Raw genomic sequence first — 20,273 nt, forward strand, 5'->3', positions numbered from 1 at the left:
CACGCGACGCCCCATGAAGAAGATCCGCATGCCCCGTTCCCTGTCCCGCCTCCGCCCGGCCCTGCTGGGCAGCTGCCTGTCCCTGCTCGGCGCCTGCGCCAGCCAGCCGTGGTCCGCGCCGTCGGCGTCGACGGCCGCGATCGCGGTGCCGGCGATCCAGCGGCCGCAGGGCGAGACCGCGTCGTGGTGGTTCCGCAGCGGCGCGGCGCAGGCCGCGCTGGCTTCCGCGCAGGCGCACGCCGACGGCCAGCGCGCGAAGAACGTGATCGTGTTCCTCGGCGACGGCATGAGCATCCCCACCATCGCCGCCGCGCACGTGCTGGCCGGCGAGCGCGCCGGCACGGATGGCGAGAGCTACCGGCTGAGCTTCGAGAAGTTTCCGTTCAGCGCGCTGAGCCGCACCTACGAAACCGACCAGCAGACGCCCGACTCGGCCGGCACCATGACCGCGATCATGACCGGGGTGAAGACCCGTGCCGGCTACATTGGCGTGTCGCAGCTACCGAAGCGGCAGGACTGTGCCGGCAGCCGCGGCCAGGAACTGGTCACCGCGCTGGAGCTGGCGGCCTCGGCCGGCATGGCCACCGGCGCGGTCACCACCACGCGGATCACCCACGCCACCCCGGCGGCCACCTACGGCCACCTGCCCGAGCGCAACTGGGAGGTGGACGCCGACCTGAGCGAGGCGGCGAAGGCCGCCGGCTGCAAGGATTTCGCCGCGCAGCTGATCGACTTCCCGGTCGCCGGCGGCCTCACCGTGGCGATGGGCGGCGGCCGCACCGAATTCATGCCGGCCGGCGCGGACGATCCGGAGTATCCGACCAGCGTGGGCCAGCGCCTCGACGGCCGCGACCTGATCGGCGAATGGACGTCGAGGCATCCGGACGGCAAGTATGTGTGGAACGCGGCGCAGCTGAAGGCATTGGATCTTGCGCGCACGTCGCGCCTGCTCGGCCTGTTCGAGCCCTCGCACATGAACTACGAGCACGAGCGCCCTCACGACAAGGCCGGCGAACCCAGCCTGGCCGAGATGACGGCCAGCGCGATCGAAGTGCTGAAGCGCAACCCGAACGGCTTCTTCCTGATGGTCGAGGGCGGCCGCATCGACCATGCGCTGCACGCCGGCAACGCCTACCGCGCGCTGGACGAGACGATCGCCTTCGCCGACGCGGTGCAGGCTGCGCTGCAGCACACCGACCCGGTCGAGACGCTGATCGTGGTCACCGCCGACCACAGCCACACCATGACCTTTGCCGGCTACCCGCGCCGCGGCAACCCGATCCTGGGCAAGGTCGTGGGCCACACCGACAGCTTCGACGACGAAAGCGCGCCGGGCATGGCGCGCGACGCCACCGGCCTGCCGTACACCACGCTCGGCTTCGCCAACGGCCCGGGCAACACCGGCGCCAGCGAACGGCAGCCGGAGGGCAGCAAGCGCTACCCGCACAACCCGCGCGAGTACGACGCGATCAGCAAGGGCCGCCCCGACCTGCGCAAGGTCGACACCACCGACCCCGACTACATGCAGGAAGCGACCGTGCCGCTGAAGGCCGAGACGCACGGCGGCGAGGACGTGGCGATCTTCGCCACCGGTCCCGGCGCCGCCGCGTTCCACGGCGAGCTGGAGCAGAACGTGATCTTCCACGTGATGGTGCAGCACGCGCCGCGGCTGCGCGCCGAGCTGTGCCGGCTCGGCAGCTGCAACGCCGACGGCGTGCCGGTGGACCGGCCGGACTGGCAGCAGTGGCGGAAGCTCGGCGCCGGCGCGGCCGCCACGCCGCTGTAAAGACCGTTACACATGCGGCCGGCAGAGTCGGCGCCTCGCCCGCGTCGCCGGGCCGGCACCACGCCGATCCACCGGAGCCGCACGCATGCCGCAACCTTCGCTGCCGAAACGCCTATGCTTGGCCGTCCTCCTGATCGGATTCGCCGGCATGTCCAACGCCACGGGAACCGAGGCGCCGCTGGCCGCCAGGGTGCTGGTGATCGGCCACCGCGGCGCCAGCGCGCTGCGGCCGGAGCACACGCTGGCTTCCTACGGCAAGGCGATCGCCGACGGCGCCGACTTCATCGAGCCCGATCTGGTGATGACGCGGGACGGCGTGCCGGTGGCACGCCATGAAAACGAGATCGGCGGCACCACCGATGTCGCCCGGCATCCGGAATTCGCCGCGCGCAAGACCACAAAGACCATCGACGGCCAGCCGGTCACCGGCTGGTTCACCGAGGACTTCACCCTCGCCGAACTGAAGACGCTGCGCGCGCGCGAACGCCTGCCGGAGTTGCGCGGCACCGCGTATGACGGCCAGTTCCAGATCCCCACGCTGGACGAGATCATCGACTTCGTCGCCGCCGAGTCGGCCACGCAGGGGCGGGTGGTCGGCATCATTCCCGAGATCAAGCACGGCACGTATTTCCAGAAGGCCGGCCTGCCGATGGAGGATCGCGTGCTGGCGATCCTCGCCGCGCACGCGTACACGCGCACGGCACCGGTGGAGATCCAGTCGTTCGAGATCGCCAACCTCAAATACCTGCGCGGCAAGCTCGGCCGCGACCACCGCAACATCCGCCTGCTGCAGCTGATCGACGACGCCGACCAGCAACCGTACGACGTGGCCGCGGCCGGCGGCCGGCTGACCTACGGCGGGATGACGACGCCGGCCGGCCTGCGCGAGATCGCCGGCTACGCCGACGCGATCGGCCCGAACATCCGCGCGATCATCCCGCTGGCCGGCGACGGCACGCTCGGCCGGCCGACCCCGCTGGTGCACGACGCGCATGCGGCGAAGCTGGAGCTGCACCCCTACACATTCCGCCCGGAGAACCAGTTCCAGGCGAAGAACTTCCGGCAAGGCAGCGACCCGAAGACGTTCAACGAGGCCGGCTCGATCGCCGAGATCCGCGCCTATCTCGACGCCGGCATCGACGCGTTCTTCACCGATGATCCGGCGATCGGACGCAAGGCGCTGGACCGGCGCTGAGCGCGACGTCGCCGCCATCGCGTCGACCGCATGGACGTCCATCCGGAAGATGACATGCGGCTGTAAGGCCACCTACACAAAGCACCGCCATGCTGGTGCGCACGGTCGCTGGGGGCGGCCGTACTCCTCTTCCACACATTAGATGTCGTAGCTTCCCGTGACGCGGGAGGCTGCGCTAAGGATGCACGCGCATGTCCGTCGACAAGATCTCCTTCCGCAGGACCGCTCTGGCCGTGACGCTGTTCGCCGTGCTGCATGGCACGGCGCTGGCTGCGCCGGCCGACAACGACGCGCCGGCAACGCCGGCGCCCACCGCCGACACGGCCCGCACGCTGGAGTCGGTGTCGGTGATCGGGCAGGGCGAGACCCGCCAGGTGCAGCGCATCACCGTGCAGGACGTGAAGCTGCTGCCGCCGGGCTCCAGCCCGCTGAAGCTGCTGGCGAAGCTGCCGGGCGTGCATTTCGAGTCGGCCGATGCGTTCGGCAACTATGAGTGGTCCACCCGCATCAGCCTGCGCGGCTTCAACCAGACCCGGCTCGGCTTCACGCTGGACGGCATCCCGCTGGGCGACATGAGCTACGGCAACAACAACGGCCTGCACATCAGCCGCGCGCTGATCGCCGAGAACCTCGGCGGCGCCGAGCTGGCCGCCGGCATCGGCGCGCTGGGCACCGCCTCCACCGGCAACCTCGGCGGCACCGTGCAGTTCTACTCGACCGACCCGGCGAGCAACTACGGCGTGACGCTGGCGCAGAGCGTGGGCAGCGACAGCGCGCTGCGCACCTATGCGCGGCTGGACACCGGCGACCACCAGGGCTTCGCCATGTACCTCTCCGGTGCCTATGCCGACAGCGACAAGTGGAAGGGCGACGGCGCGCAGAAGCAGCAGCAGTTCAACGGCAAGGCAGTGTACGACTTCGGCGACAACCACCTGGCCGCGCTGCTGAACACTTCCAGCCGCAACGAGACCGACTACCAGGACCTGTCGCTGGACATGCAGCGGCGGCTGGGCTGGAACTGGGACAACTACGCGCCGGACTGGACGCGCGCGGTGAACGCGGCGAAGGGCATCTACAGCGGTGGCGTCAACAACCCGGACGACGCGTACTACGCCGGCCGCGGCCTGCGTGACGACAGCCTGGCCGGCCTGTTCGGCGACTTCGGCCTGGCCGAGGGCGTGCGCCTGAAGACCACTGGCTACTACCACAGCAACCGCGGCCAGGGTCACTGGTTCACGCCGTACCAGGCCTCGTTCCCGGGCACGCCGCAGGAGACGCCGATCTCGATCCGCACCACCGAGTACGGCATCGACCGCTGGGGCACGATCGCCTCGCTGGGCTGGGACCTCGGCAACCACCACCTCGAAGGTGGCTTCTGGTACGAGAACAGCCACCACACGGTGCAGCGCAACTTCTATTTCATCGCCGGCCCGGTGGACGACCAGTACTTCCTGCACAACCCGGACATCCGCAAGTTCTACCAGCGCTACGAGACCGAGACGCACCAGCTGTACCTGCAGGACAGCATCACCCTGCTCGACGGCAGGCTGCACGTCGACGTGGGCGTCAAGAGCCCGCAGACGCGCACCCGCACGCACGCCGTGGTGGGCAGCTACGCCAACGGCGAGCTGACCGCGGACAAGTCGCTGCTGCCGCAGCTCGGCGCCAGCTACAAGCTGGGTGGGCAGGATGAACTGTTCGCCTCCTATGCGCAGAACATCGCCGCGTTCCAGGCCGGCGTGAGCGGGCCGTTCGCCACCACCCAGGCCGCGTTCGACGTGGTCAGCGGCAAGCTCAGGCCGGAGCAGTCGCGCACCGTCGAGGCCGGCTGGCGCCATGCCGAGGAGCTGTTCGAAGGCTCGCTGGCGCTGTACGACGTGAAGTTCGACCACCGCCTGTTGGCGATCCAGCAGTGCTCGTCCGGCATCCAGGGTTGCCCGTCTGCCTATGCGAACGTCGGTTCGGTGACCAGCCGCGGCGCCGAGCTGACCTTCATCCTGAAGCCGGCCAGCGACCTGCGCTGGTACAACGCGCTGTCGTACAACCGTTCGCGCTACGACAGCGACTACCTCAACGGCACCACCGTGGTGGCGACCCGGGGCAAGACCGTGGTCGACAGCCCGAAGCAGCTGTTCTCCTCGGAGATCGCCTGGACGCCGGGCGCGTGGGACCTGCGCCTGTCCGCCAACTACACCGGCAAGCGCTACTACACCTACGTCAACGACGCCGCGGTGCCGTCGTACTGGCTGTTCAACGCCGCCGCCGCGTACGACTTCGGCAAGCTCGGCGTGGCCGAGGACCTGAAGCTGGCGCTCAACGTCACCAACCTCGCCGGCAAGCACTACTACGGCACGATCGGCTCCAACGGCTTCACCGCGACCGATCCGACCGGCGAGTTCGCCACCCTGCAGGTGGGTGCGCCGCGCGCGGCGATGCTGACCGCCACCGTGCGCTTCTGAGCGCCCGCCGGTGATGCACCGGGCGCCGCCATCCACCGCGATGGCGGCGCCCGGCTATGATCGGCCGGGTATCGTCCACGGTGCCCTGCATGGTCGCGCTGGTTTCCCGCCCTCCGCTGTCCGCCGGCGTGCGCCGGCTCGGCTTCGCCACCGCAGTCGCGGCGGCCGCGGCCATCGCCGGCGCGCTGCTGGCGGCAGGTCATGCCGGCCATGGCTGGCTGTGGCTGCACTGGCTCGCCAAGCCGCTGGCCACCGCGCTGATCTTCGTGCTGGCGTGGCGCGCGCGGCCGGCGGTGTCGCCGCGCTACCGGCGCCGGGTGCTGGCCGGCATCGCCGCCTCGCTGCTCGGCGACGTGTTGCTGATGCTGCCCGGCGACCTGTTCGTGCCGGGGCTGCTGGCCTTCCTGCTCGCGCATGCCTGCTTCATCGCGGCCTTCCTTGGCGACAGCCGCTTCGCCGCGCCGGCGTGGCCGCTCGCGGCCTGCCTCGCCTACGGAGCGGCGAATCTCGTACTGCTGTGGGGCGCCATCGGCGCGCCGTTGCGCGTGCCGGTGCTGGTCTACGTGGCGGTGCTGGCCACCATGGGTGGGCAAGCGTGGGCGCGGGCACGAACGAGGCAAGGCGACGCCGCGGCCCGGTTGGCCGCGCGCGGCGCGCTGGTATTCATGCTCAGCGACAGCGTGCTGGCGTGGGACCGCTTCCGCGGCCCGTTGCCGTGGGCCAGCCTGTGGGTGCTGGCGGCGTATTATCTGGCCATGTGGTGGATCGCCCGTTCGGTGCAGGGCGTCACCGCCGAAAACGAGGCGGCATGAACACGCAGGAACTCATCATCACCTGGGCCACGCCGGTGTTCTTTCTGTTGATCGGCATCGAGCTGCTGGTGGCCAGGCTGCGCGGGCGCGACGCCTACGCCAGCAACGACGCGATCAACAGCATCGGCCTCGGCGTGATCTCGCAGCTGGTGGCGGTGTTCAGCAAGCTGCTGACCATCGGCATCTATGCCTGGTGCGCCGAGCATCTGGCGCTGCTCAGGCTGCCGGCGGACAACCTGCTGGTGTGGGCCGGCGCCTTGCTGGGCTACGACTTCTGCTACTACTGGCTGCACCGCAAGGGCCACGAGACGAACCTCCTGTGGGCGGCCCACGTGGTGCACCACCAGAGCGAGCGCTACAACCTCTCCACCGCGCTGCGCCAGACCGGCAGCGGCGCGCTGCTGGGCTGGATCTTCTACCTGCCGCTGGCGATCCTCGGCGTGCCGGTCGAGGTATTCGTGGTGGTGGCGCTGATCGACCTGCTGTACCAGTTCTGGGTGCACACCGAGCAGGTCGGCCGGCTCGGCTGGTTTGACCGCGTGTTCTGCTCGCCGTCCAACCATCGTGCGCACCACGCGGTGAACGAGCGCTACCTCGACCGCAACTACGGCGGCATCCTGATCGTATGGGATCGCCTGTTCGGCAGCTTCGTCGAGGAGGACGCCGCCGATCCGCCGGTGTACGGCACCCGCTCGCCGCTGCGCAGCTGGAATCCGCTATGGGCCAACGCCGAGGTGTACTGGCATGCCGCGGTGGATGCGTGGCATGCGCGTCGCTGGCGCGACAAGCTGCTGGTGTGGCTGAAGCCGCCGGGCTGGCGCCCGGCCGACGTGGCGGCGCGTTTTCCGAAGCCGGAATTCGTGATGCCGAGCGAACGCTTCGACCCGCCGCTGCCGCGGCCGCTGAAGCTCTACGTGCTGGCGCAGTTCGCGCTGCTGCTGGGCATGACCACCCAGTTCCTCGGCATGGCCGGCAGCGCGAACCTCCCGACGCTGCTCGCCTATGCCGTGTATCTGGTGGCCGGCCTGTGGCTGCTCGGCGGCTTGATGGAAGGGCGCCGCTGGGCCTGGTGGCTGGAAGTCGTGCGCGTGCTGGCGACGGCGCTGGCGCCGTTCGCCACGGGACGGTGGTTCGGGCTCGCGCACCTGGACAGCCGCATCGCCCTGGCGCTGGCCGCGGTATTCGGATTGAGCGCGCTGGCGCTGGCCCGGGCCCGGGCGGGAAGCATCCCGCCGCCCGAGCCGGCCATGCAGCGCTAGCCGCAGGCTGGGGCGAGCGCAGCGAACCCCGACGATACCGCCGCCCTGTCGGGGTTCGCTGCGCTTATCCCAGCCTACCCGTCTGTGGCGCAAGGCATGGGGGCAAAGTCTGGCGCATTCGCTATGATCGCCGCTTGCTTACTCAGGGGCGGGCGATGGGATTCTTCGGCAAGCTGGTGCGCCACAAGACGGTCGAGCAGTTGCAGGCGGAGGCCGGCACGCGTGGTGATTTCCGCCGCGTGCTGGGCTTGTGGCAGCTCACCGCGATCGGCATCGGCGGCATCATCGGCGTCGGCATCTTCGTGCTGGCCGGCCAGCAGGCGGCGGCGAATGCCGGCCCGGCGGTGGCGCTCAGCTTCCTGATCGCCGGCATCGGCAGCGCCTGCGCGGCGCTGTGCTACGCCGAGTTCGCCGGGCTGATCCCGGTCACCGGCAGCGCCTACACCTACGGCTACGCCGTGCTCGGCGAGTTCGCCGCCTGGGTCATCGGCTGGGACCTGCTGCTGGAATACGCGTTGGTGGTGGCGGTGGTGGCGATCGGCTGGTCCGGCTACGTGCAGGTGCTGCTGAACTCCGCCGGCGTGCACCTGCCGGAGTGGGCGCAGCAGAGCATGAGCGCGCAGACCATGCAGTACTACCTGCAGCAGGTCTTCGGCGCGCACGGCGCCGGCACGATCGCCGCGCCCAGCGACGGCCACCGCTTCAACGTGATCGCCGCCGCGGTGTCGCTGGCGGTGGCGGTGCTGCTGACCGTGCGCACCGAGTGGGGCGCGCGCTTCAACACCGCCGTGGTGGCGATCAAGGTGATCGGCGTGCTGCTGGTGGTGCTGGTCGGCGTGTTCTACATCGACACGGCGAACTGGCACCCGTTCGTGCCGCCGCGGGTGGTCGACACCGCCACCGGCATCGGCCACTTCGGCTGGCAGGGCGTGCTGACCGGCGCCAGCGTGGTGTTCTTCGCGGTGTTCGGCTACGACACGCTGACCACCGCGGCGGAGGAGTCGAAGAACCCGCAGCGCGACCTGCCGCGCGCGGTGCTGCTGTCGCTGGCGATCGCGATGGTGCTGTACATCGCGGTGTCGCTGGTGCTCACCGGCATCGCCCACTACAGCACGCTGGGCGGCGAGGCCTCGGTGTCCGACGCGTTCGAGTCGATCGGCCTGCACTGGCTCAGCGTGACCATCGCGGCGGCGGCGGTGATCGGCGTCACCAGCGTGCTGTTCGCCTTCATGCTGGGCGCGGCGCGGATCTGGTTCGCGCTGGCCCGCGACGGCCTGCTGCCGACCTGGTTCGCGAAAGTGAGTCCTCGCTTCGGCACGCCGGCGCGGCCGACCCTGATTCTCGGCGTGTTCACCGCGCTGGTCGCCGGCCTGCTGCCGATCGGCGAGGTGGCCGAACTGGTCAACATCGGCACGCTCAGCGCCTTCATCATCATCTGCGCCTCGATCATGCTGCTGCGCGTGCGCCGCCCCGACCTGCAGCGCAACTTCAGGACCCCGGCGGTGTGGTTCACCGCGCCGCTCGGCATCGTGTTCTCCGTCGCGCTGATCTACGGCCTGCCGTGGATCACCTACGAGCGCTTCATCGTCTGGATGGCGCTGGGCTGCGTGATCTACTTCGCCTACGGCATCCGCCGCAGCAAGCTGGCGGCGGCCGGAGGCTGAACCTGGCCGGGGTCAGGCGCAGACGACCCGGTCGCGGCCGTCGCGCTTGGCCTGGCGCATGGCCTGGTCGGCGCGGGCCAGTAGGGTTTCGATGGCTTCGTCGGCGTGGCCGCATGCGGCCACGCCGATGCTCACGGTCAACGGGCCGTCCGGGCGCCGGATCTCGTGCATCGACTGGCGCAGCTGCTCGGCGCGTGCGCCGGCCTGCTGCAGGTCGAGGCCGGGCAGCAGCATCGCGAACTCCTCGCCGCCGATGCGGCCGATCAGGTCGCCCTGGCGCATCTGCCGGCGCATCGCCGTGGCCAGCGCGATCAGCGCCGCATCCCCCGCGGCGTGGCCGTGGTCGTCGTTGAGCGGCTTGAAGTGGTCGGCGTCCAGGTAAAGCACGCACGCCGGCTGCTGCCGGCGATGGATGTCGCCCAGCGCGAGTTGCGCCAGCTCCAGGAAGCGGTTGCGCACCAGCAGGCCGGTGAGGCCGTCGGTATTGGCCTGCTCGCGCAGCTGGCGTTCCAGCCGGAACTGCTCGAACAGGGTACGCGCCATGAACGCGCGCAGCACCGTCGACAGCGCGATCGCGATCGCCATGTAGACCAGGTACTGGAAGACCTGCGCGCTGTCGGCGCTGCCGAACAGCAGCATCGGCAGCGGCCCCAGCGCGCACAGCAGCATGGCGGCGACGAAATCCCAGCGGCCCAGCCAGACCACCGACGACGCCACCGGCAGCAGCAGCCCGGGCAACACCACGGACTGCCGGTGCATGTCGTCCATGCCGTTGAGGTTGATGCCGATCTCCAGCAGCAGGACGCACAGCAGGGTCAGCGCGCTGAGCAGGCGCGGCTGCCGCACGTGCCGGGTCGACGCGGCCACCAGCAGCAGCGGCGCCAGCGGCGCGAGGCGCAGCCACAGCGGCAACGACGAGTGGCGCACCAGGGTGCTGGCGGTGACCGCCACCAGATAGGCCAGCGCACCCACCAGCATCAGGGCGTGGATCATCGGCCCCATCTGCTGCGCCAGATAATGGCTGTACTCGCGGCGTTGCTCCGTGTCGTCGGCTTGCCGGAGATGCTTGAACAAGGCGTGCATGCGGGTTCTTTCGGGTGGAGAGCCGGGAGGCTCGACCCAAGCCGAGCAAGATGGATGCCAGATCCGGGCCATCGGCTGGAACGGGTTCATGCGCGAGCCATGCTCGTGACCTTCGGCAGGGGTGAAGTCCGGCATGGCCGGTCTAGCATCGGCGCTTCGGTTGCCTGCCGCGGCAACTCCTGCGGCATGGATTCCCGGGCCTGCCCGGGCGGCCCTCGCCGCGGATCAGTCCGCCCCGCAGGCTTCCCCTTGCCCACCCGGAGAACGCATTGAAAGCCACCCGCCTCGCCACCGCCCTCGCCGCCGCCGCTTTCGGCCTGGCCAGTTTCGCCGCGCTTGCCGATGTCCCGGCGCCGCAGGATGTGCCGTACCAGGGCACCTTGAAGATCAAGGTGGACGCCACCGACGTGGCCCACCGCATCTTCCGCGTGCACCAGGTGATTCCGGCGCAGGCCGGTCCGCTGACCCTGCTGTATCCGCAGTGGCTGCCGGGCAACCATGCGCCGAACGGCACGATCGACAAGATGGCCGGACTGGTGGTGAAGGCGAACGGCCAGGTGCTGCCGTGGACGCGCGACCCGCTGAACGTCTACGCGTTCCATGTCGACGTGCCGCAGGGCGCCACTGGCGTGGAGGTCGAGTTCCAGTTCCTCTCGTCGCAGGACCAGCGCCAGGGCCGCGTGGTGATGACGCCGGAGATGCTCAACCTGCAGTGGAACTCGGTGACGGTGTATCCGGCCGGCTACTTCGCCCGCCAGATCAACACCGAGGCCAGCGTGAAGCTGCCCGCCGGCTGGCAGGCCGGCACCGCGCTGGAAGTGGCTTCGAAGGACGGCGACACGCTGAACTTCAAGCCGATCAATTACGACGACCTGGTCGATTCGCCGATCTACGCGGGCAAGTACTTCAAGCGCATCGATCTGGATCCGGGCGCCAAGACGCCGGTGCACATGAGCATCGTGGCCGATGACCCGAAGTACCTGGAGATCAAGCCGGAGCAGATCAAGCCGTTCCGGAACCTGGTCCAGCAGATGTACAAGATGTACGGCGCGCACCACTACGACCACTACGACTTCCTCGTCTCGCTCAGCGACAAGATGAGCGGCAATGGCCTGGAGCATCACCGCTCCAGCGAGGACGGCACCTCGGCCGACTTCTTCACCGAGTGGAAGAAGAATGCGCTGGCCCGCGACCTGTTCTCGCACGAGTTCAACCATTCCTGGGACGGCAAGTATCGCCGCGGCGCGGATCTCGCCACGCCGAACTTCAACGTGCCGATGAGCGACACGCTGCTGTGGGTCTACGAAGGGCAGACCCAGTTCTGGGGCCAGGTGATGGCCGCGCGTTCGGGCCTGTGGGACACCGAGCAGGCGCACGACATGTGGGCCTTCACCGCGGCCACCTACGACAGGGGCCGTCCCGGCCTGGCCAGCTTCCGCAATGTGCAGGACACCACCAACGACCCGATCATCGCGCAGCGTCGCCCGTTGCCGTACCGCAATTACCAGGCCAGCGAGGACTATTACTCGGCCGGCCAGATGATCTGGCTCGACGTCGACGGCCAGTTGCGTGCGCTGAGCGGCGGCAAGAAGACCCTCGATGATTTCGGCAAGGCGTTCTTCGGCATGGAGAACGGCAAGTGGGACGTCAACACCTACACCTTCGAGGACGTGGTCAAGACGCTCAACGACATCGCGCCGTACGACTGGGCGAAGTACCTGCGCACGCGCCTCGATGGTCACGGCCCGCTGATCGGCGGCATCGAGTCGCACGGCTGGAGGCTGGTCTACACCGACAAGCCGTCCGAGGCGGTAAAGGCGATCGAGGCGCGCCGGCACATCGCCGACCTCACCTATTCGCTGGGCGTCTCCATCGGCAAGGGCGGCAGCATCGGCGACGTGCTGTGGGACGGCCCCGCGTTCAAGGCCGGCCTGTCGCCGGGCATGACGGTGATCGCCGTCAATGGTCGCGACTATGACGCCGACGCGCTCAAGGAGGCGGTGACCGCCTCGGCGAAGGACAAGAGCCAGCCAGTCGAGCTGCTGGTGAAGAACTTCGACGAGTACAAGACCATCCGCATCGACTACCACGACGGCCTGAAATACCCGCACCTGGTACGCGACACCAGCAAGCCCGACACGCTGACCGCGCTGCTCAAGGCACGCTGAGGCAAGCCTGCAGCGGCCCTCCCGGCACCGTTCGGGAGGGCCGCTCGCGTTTCCGCCGCCGGCGGCGGTCCGTCCACTCCGCGGCGGCAACTCGGCTATACTGCGTACCCCGCGGTGCCGGCCTCCGGCCACAGCTCCGCGCGGCCCTAAATGCGCCCGTAGCTCAGCTGGATAGAGTACTGCCCTCCGAAGGCAGGGGTCGTGGGTTCGAATCCCGCCGGGCGCACCATTTTCGCCACTTCCTCGCCGGAAGTGCATCCTCCGAATCAGTGGATATTCGTCGCGGGCTTCATCAGGGGCATGCGGGATACGCGTGCGCGGCGTGCAAGGCCATGTCGTCCGATCCACCGTAGATGGCCGACAAGCGACAGTTCTTCCGTGATCGCGGAGAATGGGTGGCATCGGGCGGTTTCCACCACGTGCCTCTCGCGTCGAGAATGGAGCCGCCTTGACCATGCCCGTGGCGCAAGCGCCCAGGCGCATCACCCAGCCCAAGAAGCGACGATGACCAAAGAGCAGCTCAAAAAACTCGAAGCCGACCTGTGGCGTTCGGCCGACAGCCTGCGTGCCAACTCTGACCTGAAGGCCAGCGAGTACTCCACGCCGGTGCTCGGGCTGATTTTCCTGAAGTTCGCGGACAACAATTACCGCAAGCACGAGGCGGCGATCCTCGCCGAATACGGCAAGCACAAGGGCAAGCGTGCCGAACGCGAGCTGGCGGCCATCGCCATCGAGCAATGCGGCTTCTACCTGCCCGAGCACGCCCGCTACGACTACCTGCTCAACCTGCCGGACGACCAGGACATCGCCCGGGCGATCAAGCTGGCGATGCAGGCGATCGAGCAGTACAAACCCGAGCTGGCCGGCGTGCTGCCGCAGGACGAATACTTTCGCCTCACCCGCTCCGAGCAGAACCGCGGCATCCCGCGCCAGCTGCTGAAAAACTTCGCCGACATCCCGGCCGACGCCGATGGCGACATGTTCGGCCAGATCTACGAATACTTCCTCGGCGAGTTCGCCATGTCCGAAGGACAGGGTGGCGGCGAGTTCTTCACCCCGCGCTCGGTGGTGCGGCTGATGGTCGGCATCATCCAGCCGCATGGCGGCACCATGTACGACCCCGCCTGCGGCTCCGGCGGCATGTTCGTGCAGTCGGCGCATTTCATCGAGCAGCAGCGTCGCGACACCGCCGAGGGCGGCGCGGATATCTACGTCTACGGTCAGGAGAAGACGCTCGAAACGGTCAAGCTGGCCAAGATGAACCTGGCCGTCAACGGCCTGCGCGGCGAGATCAAGCAGGCCAACACCTACTACGAAGATCCACACGACAGCTTCGGCGCATTCGACTACGTGCTGGCCAATCCGCCGTTCAATGTCGACGACGTCTCGCTGGGCAGCGTGGAGGGCGACCGCCGCTTCAACACCTACGGCATCCCGCGCAACAAGACCAAGGTGAAGAAGGCCGACGAGGGCAAGCAGACCGTGCCCAACGGCAACTACCTGTGGATCAACCTGTTCGCCACCTCGCTCAACGAACGCGGCCGCGCCGCGCTGGTAATGGCCAACTCGGCCAGCGACGCGCGCCATTCCGAGGCGGACATCCGCAAGGCGCTGATCGAGGCCAACCTGATCTACGGCATGCTCACCCTGCCGTCCAACATGTTCTACACCGTCACCCTGCCGGCCACGTTGTGGTTCTTCGACAAGGCCAAGGACGACGACCGCATCCTGTTCATCGATGCGCGCAACGTGTTCACCCAGATCGACCGCGCGCACCGCGAGTTCAGCGACGAGCAGGTACGCAACCTGGCGCTGATCAGCCAGCTGCATCTGGGCGACCGGCACGAGTTCATCGAGGCGGTGGACGACTACTTCGCCGCCGGCTTCGCCGCACTGGCCGAAAGCCATGCGCAGATCGCGCCGCTGGCCGAACAGCTGCTGGCGGTGTTGGATGATGCCGAAGGCCAGCAGGCGGTGGCGGCGATGCAGGCCGAATGGGCCGCGCTGAAGCCGTTGCTGGCGCGTTACGCCAAGTACCGGGCGAAGGCCGAGGCCAGTGCGTCGACCGAAGCCAGCAACCGCGCTCAACTCGGGTTGCGCGAGCACTGCGATCCGTTTTTCGTCGCGCTGCATGCTGACTTGAAGCAGCTCGACAAGCGCGTGCGGGCGCACGAGAAGAAGCTGGCCGATGCTGCCCAGGCCGAAGGTCGGCGCGGAGGCACGGGCCGCGACATCCGCGCACTCAAGGTCGCGTTAGATGCGCTGCACGCGGAAGTGCGCCGTGCCGAGTACTGGTTCGGCCATGTGCGCTGGCTACAGGAGCGTTTTCCGAATGCCGAATACGAAGACGTCACCGGTCTGTGCAAGCTGGCGACGCCGGCCGAGGTGGCCGAGCAGGAATATTCGCTCAACCCCGGGCGCTATGCGGGCGTGGTGATCGAGGAGGATGGAAAGACTGAAGAGGAGTTTGTCGCTGAGCTGCTGGCAATGAACGAAGAGTTTGCAAAGTTGAATGAGGATGCCCGCACGTTGGAAGATCTCATCAGCAGCAACCTAAAATCCATCGTGGATATGGCGTGAGTTCGGTGTTGCGCAAAAATGAGTTCAAGCAACTGATCGAAGTTGGATCAGTCGCACGTGGGAAATCGAGGCATCGACCCCGAAACGACCCGCAGCTTTACGGCGGGGCATACCCTTTTGTCCAGACTGGTGACGTGAAAGCCGCGCCTTTCTATTTGCGCGAGTTCGACCAGACGTACAACGAGAAAGGGCTAGCCCAGAGCAAGCTTTGGCCACCGGGCACATTGTGTATCACGATTGCGGCAAACATCGCTGATACGGCCATTCTGGCTATGCCGGCATGCTTTCCGGACAGCATCATCGGGTTTACAGCCGATCCCAAAGAATCCGACGCGAAGTACGTCAAATACTGCCTGGACACGTACAAGCAGAGAATCCGGGCGATCTCGCAGGGAACGACGCAAGACAATCTCAGCGTCGAGAAATTGCTGAGCTTCCGCTTCCGAATTCCCGACTGCGCTGTGCAGAAAAAGATCGCAGCGGTGCTATCGGCCTACGATGACCTGATCGAGAACAACCGGCGACGGATTGCATTGCTGGAGCGGATGGCCGAACAGCTTTACCGCGAATGGTTCGTCCGCTTCCGCTTTCCCGGCTATCAGCAGGCAAAATTCTTGAAGGGCGTGCCGCTCGGTTGGGAAACGGAGCTTGCATCTCAATTTTTTGGATATATGCGGGGAAAGTCTTATACAAGCGAAGAACTGTCTGATGATCCAAAGCAAGCTCCCTTCATCACCCTGAAGTCGTTCAATCGTGGTGGTGGGTATCGTGCTGATGGACTGAAGCGGTTTTCCGGTCGTCACAAGCCTGAGCAATTGGTTCGTCAAAACGACATTGTCATGGCGGTCACAGATATGACACAGGGCCGTGAAGTGATTGGTCGCGCCGCTCGCGTCCCGGACTTTGGAGTTCATGGAGCCGTGATTTCCATGGATGTCATCAAGCTGGTACCCAAGACGATTTCGGCTTCGTTCCTCTACAGCTATCTGCGCTTGTCTGGCTTTGGTGAATTCATCAAGGAGTTTGCCAACGGCACCAACGTGCTGCATCTCAAGCCCGACTTGGTGACCCGGCAGAGGATTACGATGCCCCCTGAGATTTTGCGCGATCAGTTCAGTGCAATCATCGAACCGATCTTCGAGCAAATCGACACCTTGTCCAAAGCCAATGGTCCCTTGGAAGCTTCGCGAGATTTGATCCTCCCCCGCCTGATCTCCGGCAAACTGCGCGTGGACGAGCTCGATATCCAGTTTCCACCCAGCATGCCGGCGGGCTGACCGCTGGCGCGTAGCGCGCCATGGGGCATCGCGAGTCATCGGCGCTTGCGCCATATCGCTTTCCGATACACTATAAGCCATGACCATCCAGTCGTTCTGCTGCAAGGATACGCAGGCGCTGTTCGAGCGACGCCGGGTGCGGCGCTTTCTGGTGATCGAGGCGGCGGCGCGGCGCAAGCTGGAGCTGTTGAATGCGGCGACCCAACTGGACTATCTGCGGGTGCCGCCCGGCAATCGACTGGAAGCCTTGGCCGGCGATCGCAAGGGTCAGCACAGCATTCGTGTGAATGACCAGTTCCGGCTGTGCTTCGTGTGGACCGCCGACGGCCCGGGCCTGGTCGAGATCGTCGATTATCACTGAGGATTTGCCATGCCCCGCAAACTGCCACCCATCCACCCCGGCGAGATCCTGCGCGAGGAATACATGCTGCCGCTGGAGCTGTCGTCCAACGCGCTGGCCCGCGCCCTCGAAGTCACGCCTGCACGTATCAACGAGATCGTGCGCGAGCGGCGCGGCATCAGCGCCGATACCGCGCTGCGGCTGGCGCGCTATTTCGGCAATGACGCGCAGAGCTGGCTGAACCTGCAGCAGCGCTACGACATCGAGTGCGCGCAGGACAGCATCGGCGGCGCGCTGAGGAAAATCACGCCCTATCAGGCAGCCGCCTAGTTGACGCAAGCGCATTATCGTCAACTGACAGCTGCTGCAAGGAAAGCTTGCCGATGCCCAACCCGATAACGGAAGACCAGATCGAGCAGGCTTTGCTGGACCGGTTGACCGCGTCGTCGGGCTGGTCGGTGCTGAACTGCCACACCGCCGAACGGGATCAGCTGGCCGATGGCTCGGGCCGTGCCGACAAGAGCGAGGTGATCCTGCTCGATCGCTTGCGTGCGGCGGCGCGGCGGCTGAATCCGGAGTTGCCGGGGTCCGTCCTCGATGAGGCGCTGGAGCGGCTGTGCGACCGGCGACCCGCGATGACCGCGGTGATGGCCAACCGCGAGGTCTACGACCTGCTGTGCCACGGTATCGCGGTGGAGTTCGACGATGCGCAGGGGCGCCGCCAGTACGAGCGGCTGCGGGTGATCGACTTCCGCGACACGGCGCGCAACGACTTCCTGGCGGTGTCGCAGCTGTGGATCAAGGGCGAGCGTGGCGGCTACCGCCGGCCGGACGTGCTGCTGTACGTCAACGGCCTGCCGCTGGTATTCATCGAGCTGAAGAATTCCAACGTCGCGCTGAAGAGCGCCTATACCGACAACCTCACCACCTACCGCCACGAGATTCCGCAGCTGTTCCTGTGCAACGCGTTCTGCGTGCTCAGCAACGCGTTGGACACCCGCGTGGGCAGCCTGACCGCCGAGTGGGAGCATTTCTTCACCTGGCTGCGTCCGGATGACGAGAAGGAGAAGATCGACCGCGAGCAGATCCGCGCGGACGGCACCAGCCTGGAGCGGGTGATCGACGGCTTGTTCGTGCCGGCACGGCTGCTGGACTACGTCGAGAACTTCATCCTGTTCCACAAGCAGACGCAGAAGATCATTGCGCAGAACCACCAGTTCATCGGCGTCAACCGTGCGCTGGAGCGGTTCGACCGGCGCGCCGAGCTGGACGGCAAGCTCGGCGTGTTCTGGCACACCCAGGGTTCGGGCAAGAGCTTCTCGATGATCTTCTACGTGCGCAAGATCTTCCGGCGCACGCCCGGCAACTTCACCTTCGTGGTGGTGACCGATCGCGAGGACCTGGACGGGCAGATCTACCGCAACTTCCTCAACACCGAGACGGTCAGCCAGGCCGCGGCGGCGCAGCCGAAGAACAGTGCGGAGATGCGCCAGTTCCTCGGCCAGAACAAGCGGCTGGTGTTCACCCTGATCCAGAAGTTCCGTTATGCCGCCGGCGCGGCGTATCCGCTGCTGTCGGACCGTGCCGACATCGTGGTGATCATCGACGAGGCGCACCGTACCCAGTACGCCAGCCTGGCCGAGAACATGCGCGCCGGCCTGCCCAACGCGAACTACCTGGCGTTTACCGGCACGCCGCTGCTGGGGCGCGAGCGCAAGACCGCGACCTGGTTCGGCGGCTACGTGTCCGAGTACAACTTCCAGCAGTCGATGGACGACGGTGCCACGGTGCCGCTGTTTTACTGCAAGCGCGTGCCCGAGGTGCTGATCCAGAACGAGGATCTGAGCGAGGAGTTCTACGAGATCCTGGAGGACGAGAACCTCGACGAAGCGCAGCAGGCCAAGCTGGAGCAGCGCTTCGCCAGGGAAGTGGAGGTGATCAAGCGCGACGACCGGCTTGAGGCGATTGCGCGCGACATCGTCAGCCACTTTCCGCGTCGCGGCTATCTCGGCAAGGCGATGGTGATCTCGCTCGACAAATTCACCGCCCTGCGCATGCACGACAAGGTGCAGGCGCTGTGGAAGGACGAGGTCAAGGCGCTGGTCGGGCGCATCGCCGGCTCGGCCGACGAGCTGGAAAAGGCGCGGCTGAAGAAGCGGCTGGAATATATGCGCGGCGTGGAAATGGCGGTGATCGTCAGCGAGGAGGCCGGCGAGGAGGAGAAGTTCGCGAAGCAGAAGCTGGACATCAAACTGCATCGATCGCGCATGAGCCGGCTGGACGCGAACGGCCATGACATTGAATACAACTTCAAGGATCCCGGCGATTCGTTGCAGCTCGTGTTCGTCTGCGCGATGTGGCTGACCGGTTTCGACGCGCCCACGGTGTCCACGTTGTACCTGGACAAGCCGATGAAGGATCACACCCTGATGCAGACCATCGCACGCGCGAACCGCGTGACCAGCTGGCTGATCAGCGGCGTGCCCAAGCGCAACGGCGAGATCGTCGATTACTACAACGTGTTCCGCAACATGAAGCGGGCGCTGAGAGACTACGCGCAGGGCGACAGCGACGAGGAGCGGCCGCCGGTCCAGCCCAAGGATGAGCTGTTCGTGTTGCTGGACGAGGCGATTGCCCAGGGCCGGACGTTCTGCGCGGAACGCGGCGTCGAGCTGGACAACGTGCTGGCGCAGGCGAACGTGTTCGAGAAGGTGGGCGAGTTCGGCCGCTTCGCCGACACGCTGCTCGGGAACGACGAATGGCGCAGGTCGTTCAACGTCTACGAGAACAGCATCAGCGCGCTGTACGAGGCGAGCAAGCCGGAGATCCTGGGCCGGCCGGTGACGCGCCAGGTGGCGGTGTTCCAGTATCTTCGCGGGGTGATCGACAGCGCCATCGGCGAGGCCGACATCGATGACGTGGCCCGGCGCGTCGGCGAGTTGCTGGATCAGAGCGTGGTGGTGGATCGCCAGTCGGGAAGCTGGCAGGCCGATCGCGCCAGCCCGGTCTACCAGATCGTGCAGAAGGGCCGGGTCTGGGACCTCAGCCGGATCGACTTCGACAAGTTGCGCGCCGAGTTCACCGCCACTGAATACAAGAACATCGAGATCGCCGACCTGCGCGCCTTCATCGCCCGCAAGCTGGAGCAGATGCTGCAGGCCAATGCCACGCGCGCCGATTTCGCGCAGCGCCTGCAGCAGATCATCGACAGCTACAACGCAGGCGGCTCGTCGAATGAGCAGTATTTCGAGGAGTTGCTGAAATTCACCCGCGACCTGAAGGCCGAGGACGAGCGACATCTTCGCGAGGGGCTTACCGAGGACGAGCTGGAGCTGTACGACCTGCTGCTGCAGGACGGGCTCAGCAAGGACGAAACGCAGAAAGTGAAGCTGGCCGCGCGCCACCTGCTGCACCGCCTTCTGGAGGAAAGCCCGAAGGTGCTGGTGCAGGATTGGTTCAAGGATCGTCAGACCCAGGAGGCGGTGCGCAACGCAGTGGTGACCGTGCTGGATGCCGACTTGCCATCCAGTTACGACCGCGCATTGTTCAAGCAGAAATGCGACCGGGTCTTCGAGGTGATGATGGAATACGCCAGCCGGGGTCAGAAGTGGGCGGCGTAGAACGCTCCATGGACGACAATCGCCCCAGTT

General features: G+C 66.7%; 13 protein-coding genes and 1 tRNA gene. 13 read left to right on the forward strand and 1 reads right to left on the reverse strand.

The genetic code is table 11. The features are described from left to right. Nucleotides 1-28: 28 nt before the first annotated feature. The 6 genes from RHOOR92_RS0112940 (at nt 29) to RHOOR92_RS0112965 (ending at nt 9,175) form a co-directional block, all read left to right on the forward strand. A complete protein-coding gene (locus tag RHOOR92_RS0112940; RefSeq protein WP_081660249.1) occupies nt 29-1,786 on the forward strand; it encodes an alkaline phosphatase in 1,758 nt (585 codons plus the stop codon). Nucleotides 1,787-1,871: 85 nt separating this feature from the next. Further along, nucleotides 1,872-2,981 carry a glycerophosphodiester phosphodiesterase gene (locus RHOOR92_RS0112945; RefSeq protein WP_027490431.1) on the forward strand — a complete coding sequence of 370 codons (1,110 nt, stop codon included), beginning with the start codon at nt 1,872-1,874 and terminating at the stop codon, nt 2,979-2,981. A gap of 191 nt (nt 2,982-3,172) precedes the next feature. Next, nucleotides 3,173-5,440, forward strand: coding sequence for a TonB-dependent receptor (locus RHOOR92_RS0112950; protein ID WP_027490432.1), 2,268 nt, complete (start codon nt 3,173-3,175; stop codon nt 5,438-5,440). 56 nt (nt 5,441-5,496) lie between these two features. Then, nucleotides 5,497-6,252 carry a lysoplasmalogenase gene (locus RHOOR92_RS0112955; protein ID WP_027490433.1) on the forward strand — a complete coding sequence of 252 codons (756 nt, stop codon included), beginning with the start codon at nt 5,497-5,499 and terminating at the stop codon, nt 6,250-6,252. Beyond that, on the forward strand, nt 6,249-7,511 hold the full coding sequence (locus RHOOR92_RS18835) for a sterol desaturase family protein (RefSeq protein WP_037115433.1): 1,263 nt from the start codon (nt 6,249-6,251) through the stop codon (nt 7,509-7,511). The genes RHOOR92_RS0112955 and RHOOR92_RS18835 overlap by 4 nt, the downstream gene beginning before the upstream one ends. Nucleotides 7,512-7,666: 155 nt before the next feature. Continuing rightward, on the forward strand, nt 7,667-9,175 hold the full coding sequence (locus tag RHOOR92_RS0112965) for an amino acid permease (RefSeq protein ID WP_027490434.1): 1,509 nt from the start codon (nt 7,667-7,669) through the stop codon (nt 9,173-9,175). Between the two features lie 12 nt (nt 9,176-9,187). Here RHOOR92_RS0112965 and RHOOR92_RS0112970 read toward each other — a convergent pair whose 3' ends face one another. Then, on the reverse strand, nt 9,188-10,258 hold the full coding sequence (locus RHOOR92_RS0112970; protein WP_027490435.1) for a GGDEF domain-containing protein: 1,071 nt from the start codon (nt 10,256-10,258) through the stop codon (nt 9,188-9,190). Between the two features lie 269 nt (nt 10,259-10,527). Here RHOOR92_RS0112970 and RHOOR92_RS0112975 point away from each other — a divergent pair, with 269 nt between their 5' ends. From RHOOR92_RS0112975 to RHOOR92_RS0113005, 7 genes are all read left to right on the forward strand, one after another. After that, the gene (locus RHOOR92_RS0112975; protein ID WP_027490436.1) at nt 10,528-12,426 is read left to right on the forward strand and encodes a M61 family metallopeptidase; all 1,899 of its coding nucleotides are present in this window, start codon (nt 10,528-10,530) and stop codon (nt 12,424-12,426) included. Nucleotides 12,427-12,578: 152 nt separating this feature from the next. After that, a tRNA-Arg gene (locus RHOOR92_RS0112980) sits at nt 12,579-12,655 on the forward strand. Nucleotides 12,656-12,930: 275 nt separating this feature from the next. Continuing rightward, a complete protein-coding gene (locus RHOOR92_RS0112985; RefSeq protein WP_027490437.1) occupies nt 12,931-15,006 on the forward strand; it encodes a class I SAM-dependent DNA methyltransferase in 2,076 nt (691 codons plus the stop codon). Further along, a complete protein-coding gene (locus RHOOR92_RS0112990; RefSeq protein WP_027490438.1) occupies nt 15,003-16,283 on the forward strand; it encodes a restriction endonuclease subunit S in 1,281 nt (426 codons plus the stop codon). Before RHOOR92_RS0112985 ends, RHOOR92_RS0112990 begins: the two co-directional genes overlap by 4 nt. Nucleotides 16,284-16,362: 79 nt before the next feature. Continuing rightward, nucleotides 16,363-16,644 (forward strand): type II toxin-antitoxin system RelE/ParE family toxin, encoded by a 282-nt coding sequence (locus RHOOR92_RS0112995; RefSeq protein ID WP_027490439.1) that lies wholly within the window; start codon nt 16,363-16,365, stop codon nt 16,642-16,644. Nucleotides 16,645-16,653: 9 nt separating this feature from the next. Then, complete coding sequence (locus tag RHOOR92_RS0113000) at nt 16,654-16,953, forward strand: HigA family addiction module antitoxin (RefSeq protein WP_007512782.1); 300 nt, start codon at nt 16,654-16,656, stop codon at nt 16,951-16,953. A 53-nt stretch (nt 16,954-17,006) separates the two neighbouring features. Further along, complete coding sequence (locus RHOOR92_RS0113005; protein ID WP_027490440.1) at nt 17,007-20,243, forward strand: type I restriction endonuclease subunit R; 3,237 nt, start codon at nt 17,007-17,009, stop codon at nt 20,241-20,243. Nucleotides 20,244-20,273 lie beyond the last annotated feature (30 nt).

The sequence above is a fragment of the Rhodanobacter sp. OR92 genome (genome assembly GCF_000427545.1).
In the GTDB taxonomy this organism is placed as follows: domain Bacteria; phylum Pseudomonadota; class Gammaproteobacteria; order Xanthomonadales; family Rhodanobacteraceae; genus Rhodanobacter; species Rhodanobacter denitrificans.

What these genes read in the sequence shown, in the direction of transcription:
- RHOOR92_RS0112940 (WP_081660249.1), top strand. Translation starts at nt 29, where the DNA reads ATGCCCCGTTCCCTGTCCCGCCTCCGCCCGGCCCTGCTGGGCAGCTGC.
- RHOOR92_RS0112945 (WP_027490431.1), top strand. Translation starts at nt 1,872, where the DNA reads ATGCCGCAACCTTCGCTGCCGAAACGCCTATGCTTGGCCGTCCTCCTG.
- RHOOR92_RS0112950 (WP_027490432.1), top strand. Translation starts at nt 3,173, where the DNA reads ATGTCCGTCGACAAGATCTCCTTCCGCAGGACCGCTCTGGCCGTGACG.
- RHOOR92_RS0112955 (WP_027490433.1), top strand. Translation starts at nt 5,497, where the DNA reads ATGATCGGCCGGGTATCGTCCACGGTGCCCTGCATGGTCGCGCTGGTT.
- RHOOR92_RS18835 (WP_037115433.1), top strand. Translation starts at nt 6,249, where the DNA reads ATGAACACGCAGGAACTCATCATCACCTGGGCCACGCCGGTGTTCTTT.
- RHOOR92_RS0112965 (WP_027490434.1), top strand. Translation starts at nt 7,667, where the DNA reads ATGGGATTCTTCGGCAAGCTGGTGCGCCACAAGACGGTCGAGCAGTTG.
- RHOOR92_RS0112970 (WP_027490435.1), bottom strand. Translation starts at nt 10,258, where the DNA reads ATGCACGCCTTGTTCAAGCATCTCCGGCAAGCCGACGACACGGAGCAA.
- RHOOR92_RS0112985 (WP_027490437.1), top strand. Translation starts at nt 12,931, where the DNA reads ATGACCAAAGAGCAGCTCAAAAAACTCGAAGCCGACCTGTGGCGTTCG.
- RHOOR92_RS0112995 (WP_027490439.1), top strand. Translation starts at nt 16,363, where the DNA reads ATGACCATCCAGTCGTTCTGCTGCAAGGATACGCAGGCGCTGTTCGAG.
- RHOOR92_RS0113000 (WP_007512782.1), top strand. Translation starts at nt 16,654, where the DNA reads ATGCCCCGCAAACTGCCACCCATCCACCCCGGCGAGATCCTGCGCGAG.
- RHOOR92_RS0113005 (WP_027490440.1), top strand. Translation starts at nt 17,007, where the DNA reads ATGCCCAACCCGATAACGGAAGACCAGATCGAGCAGGCTTTGCTGGAC.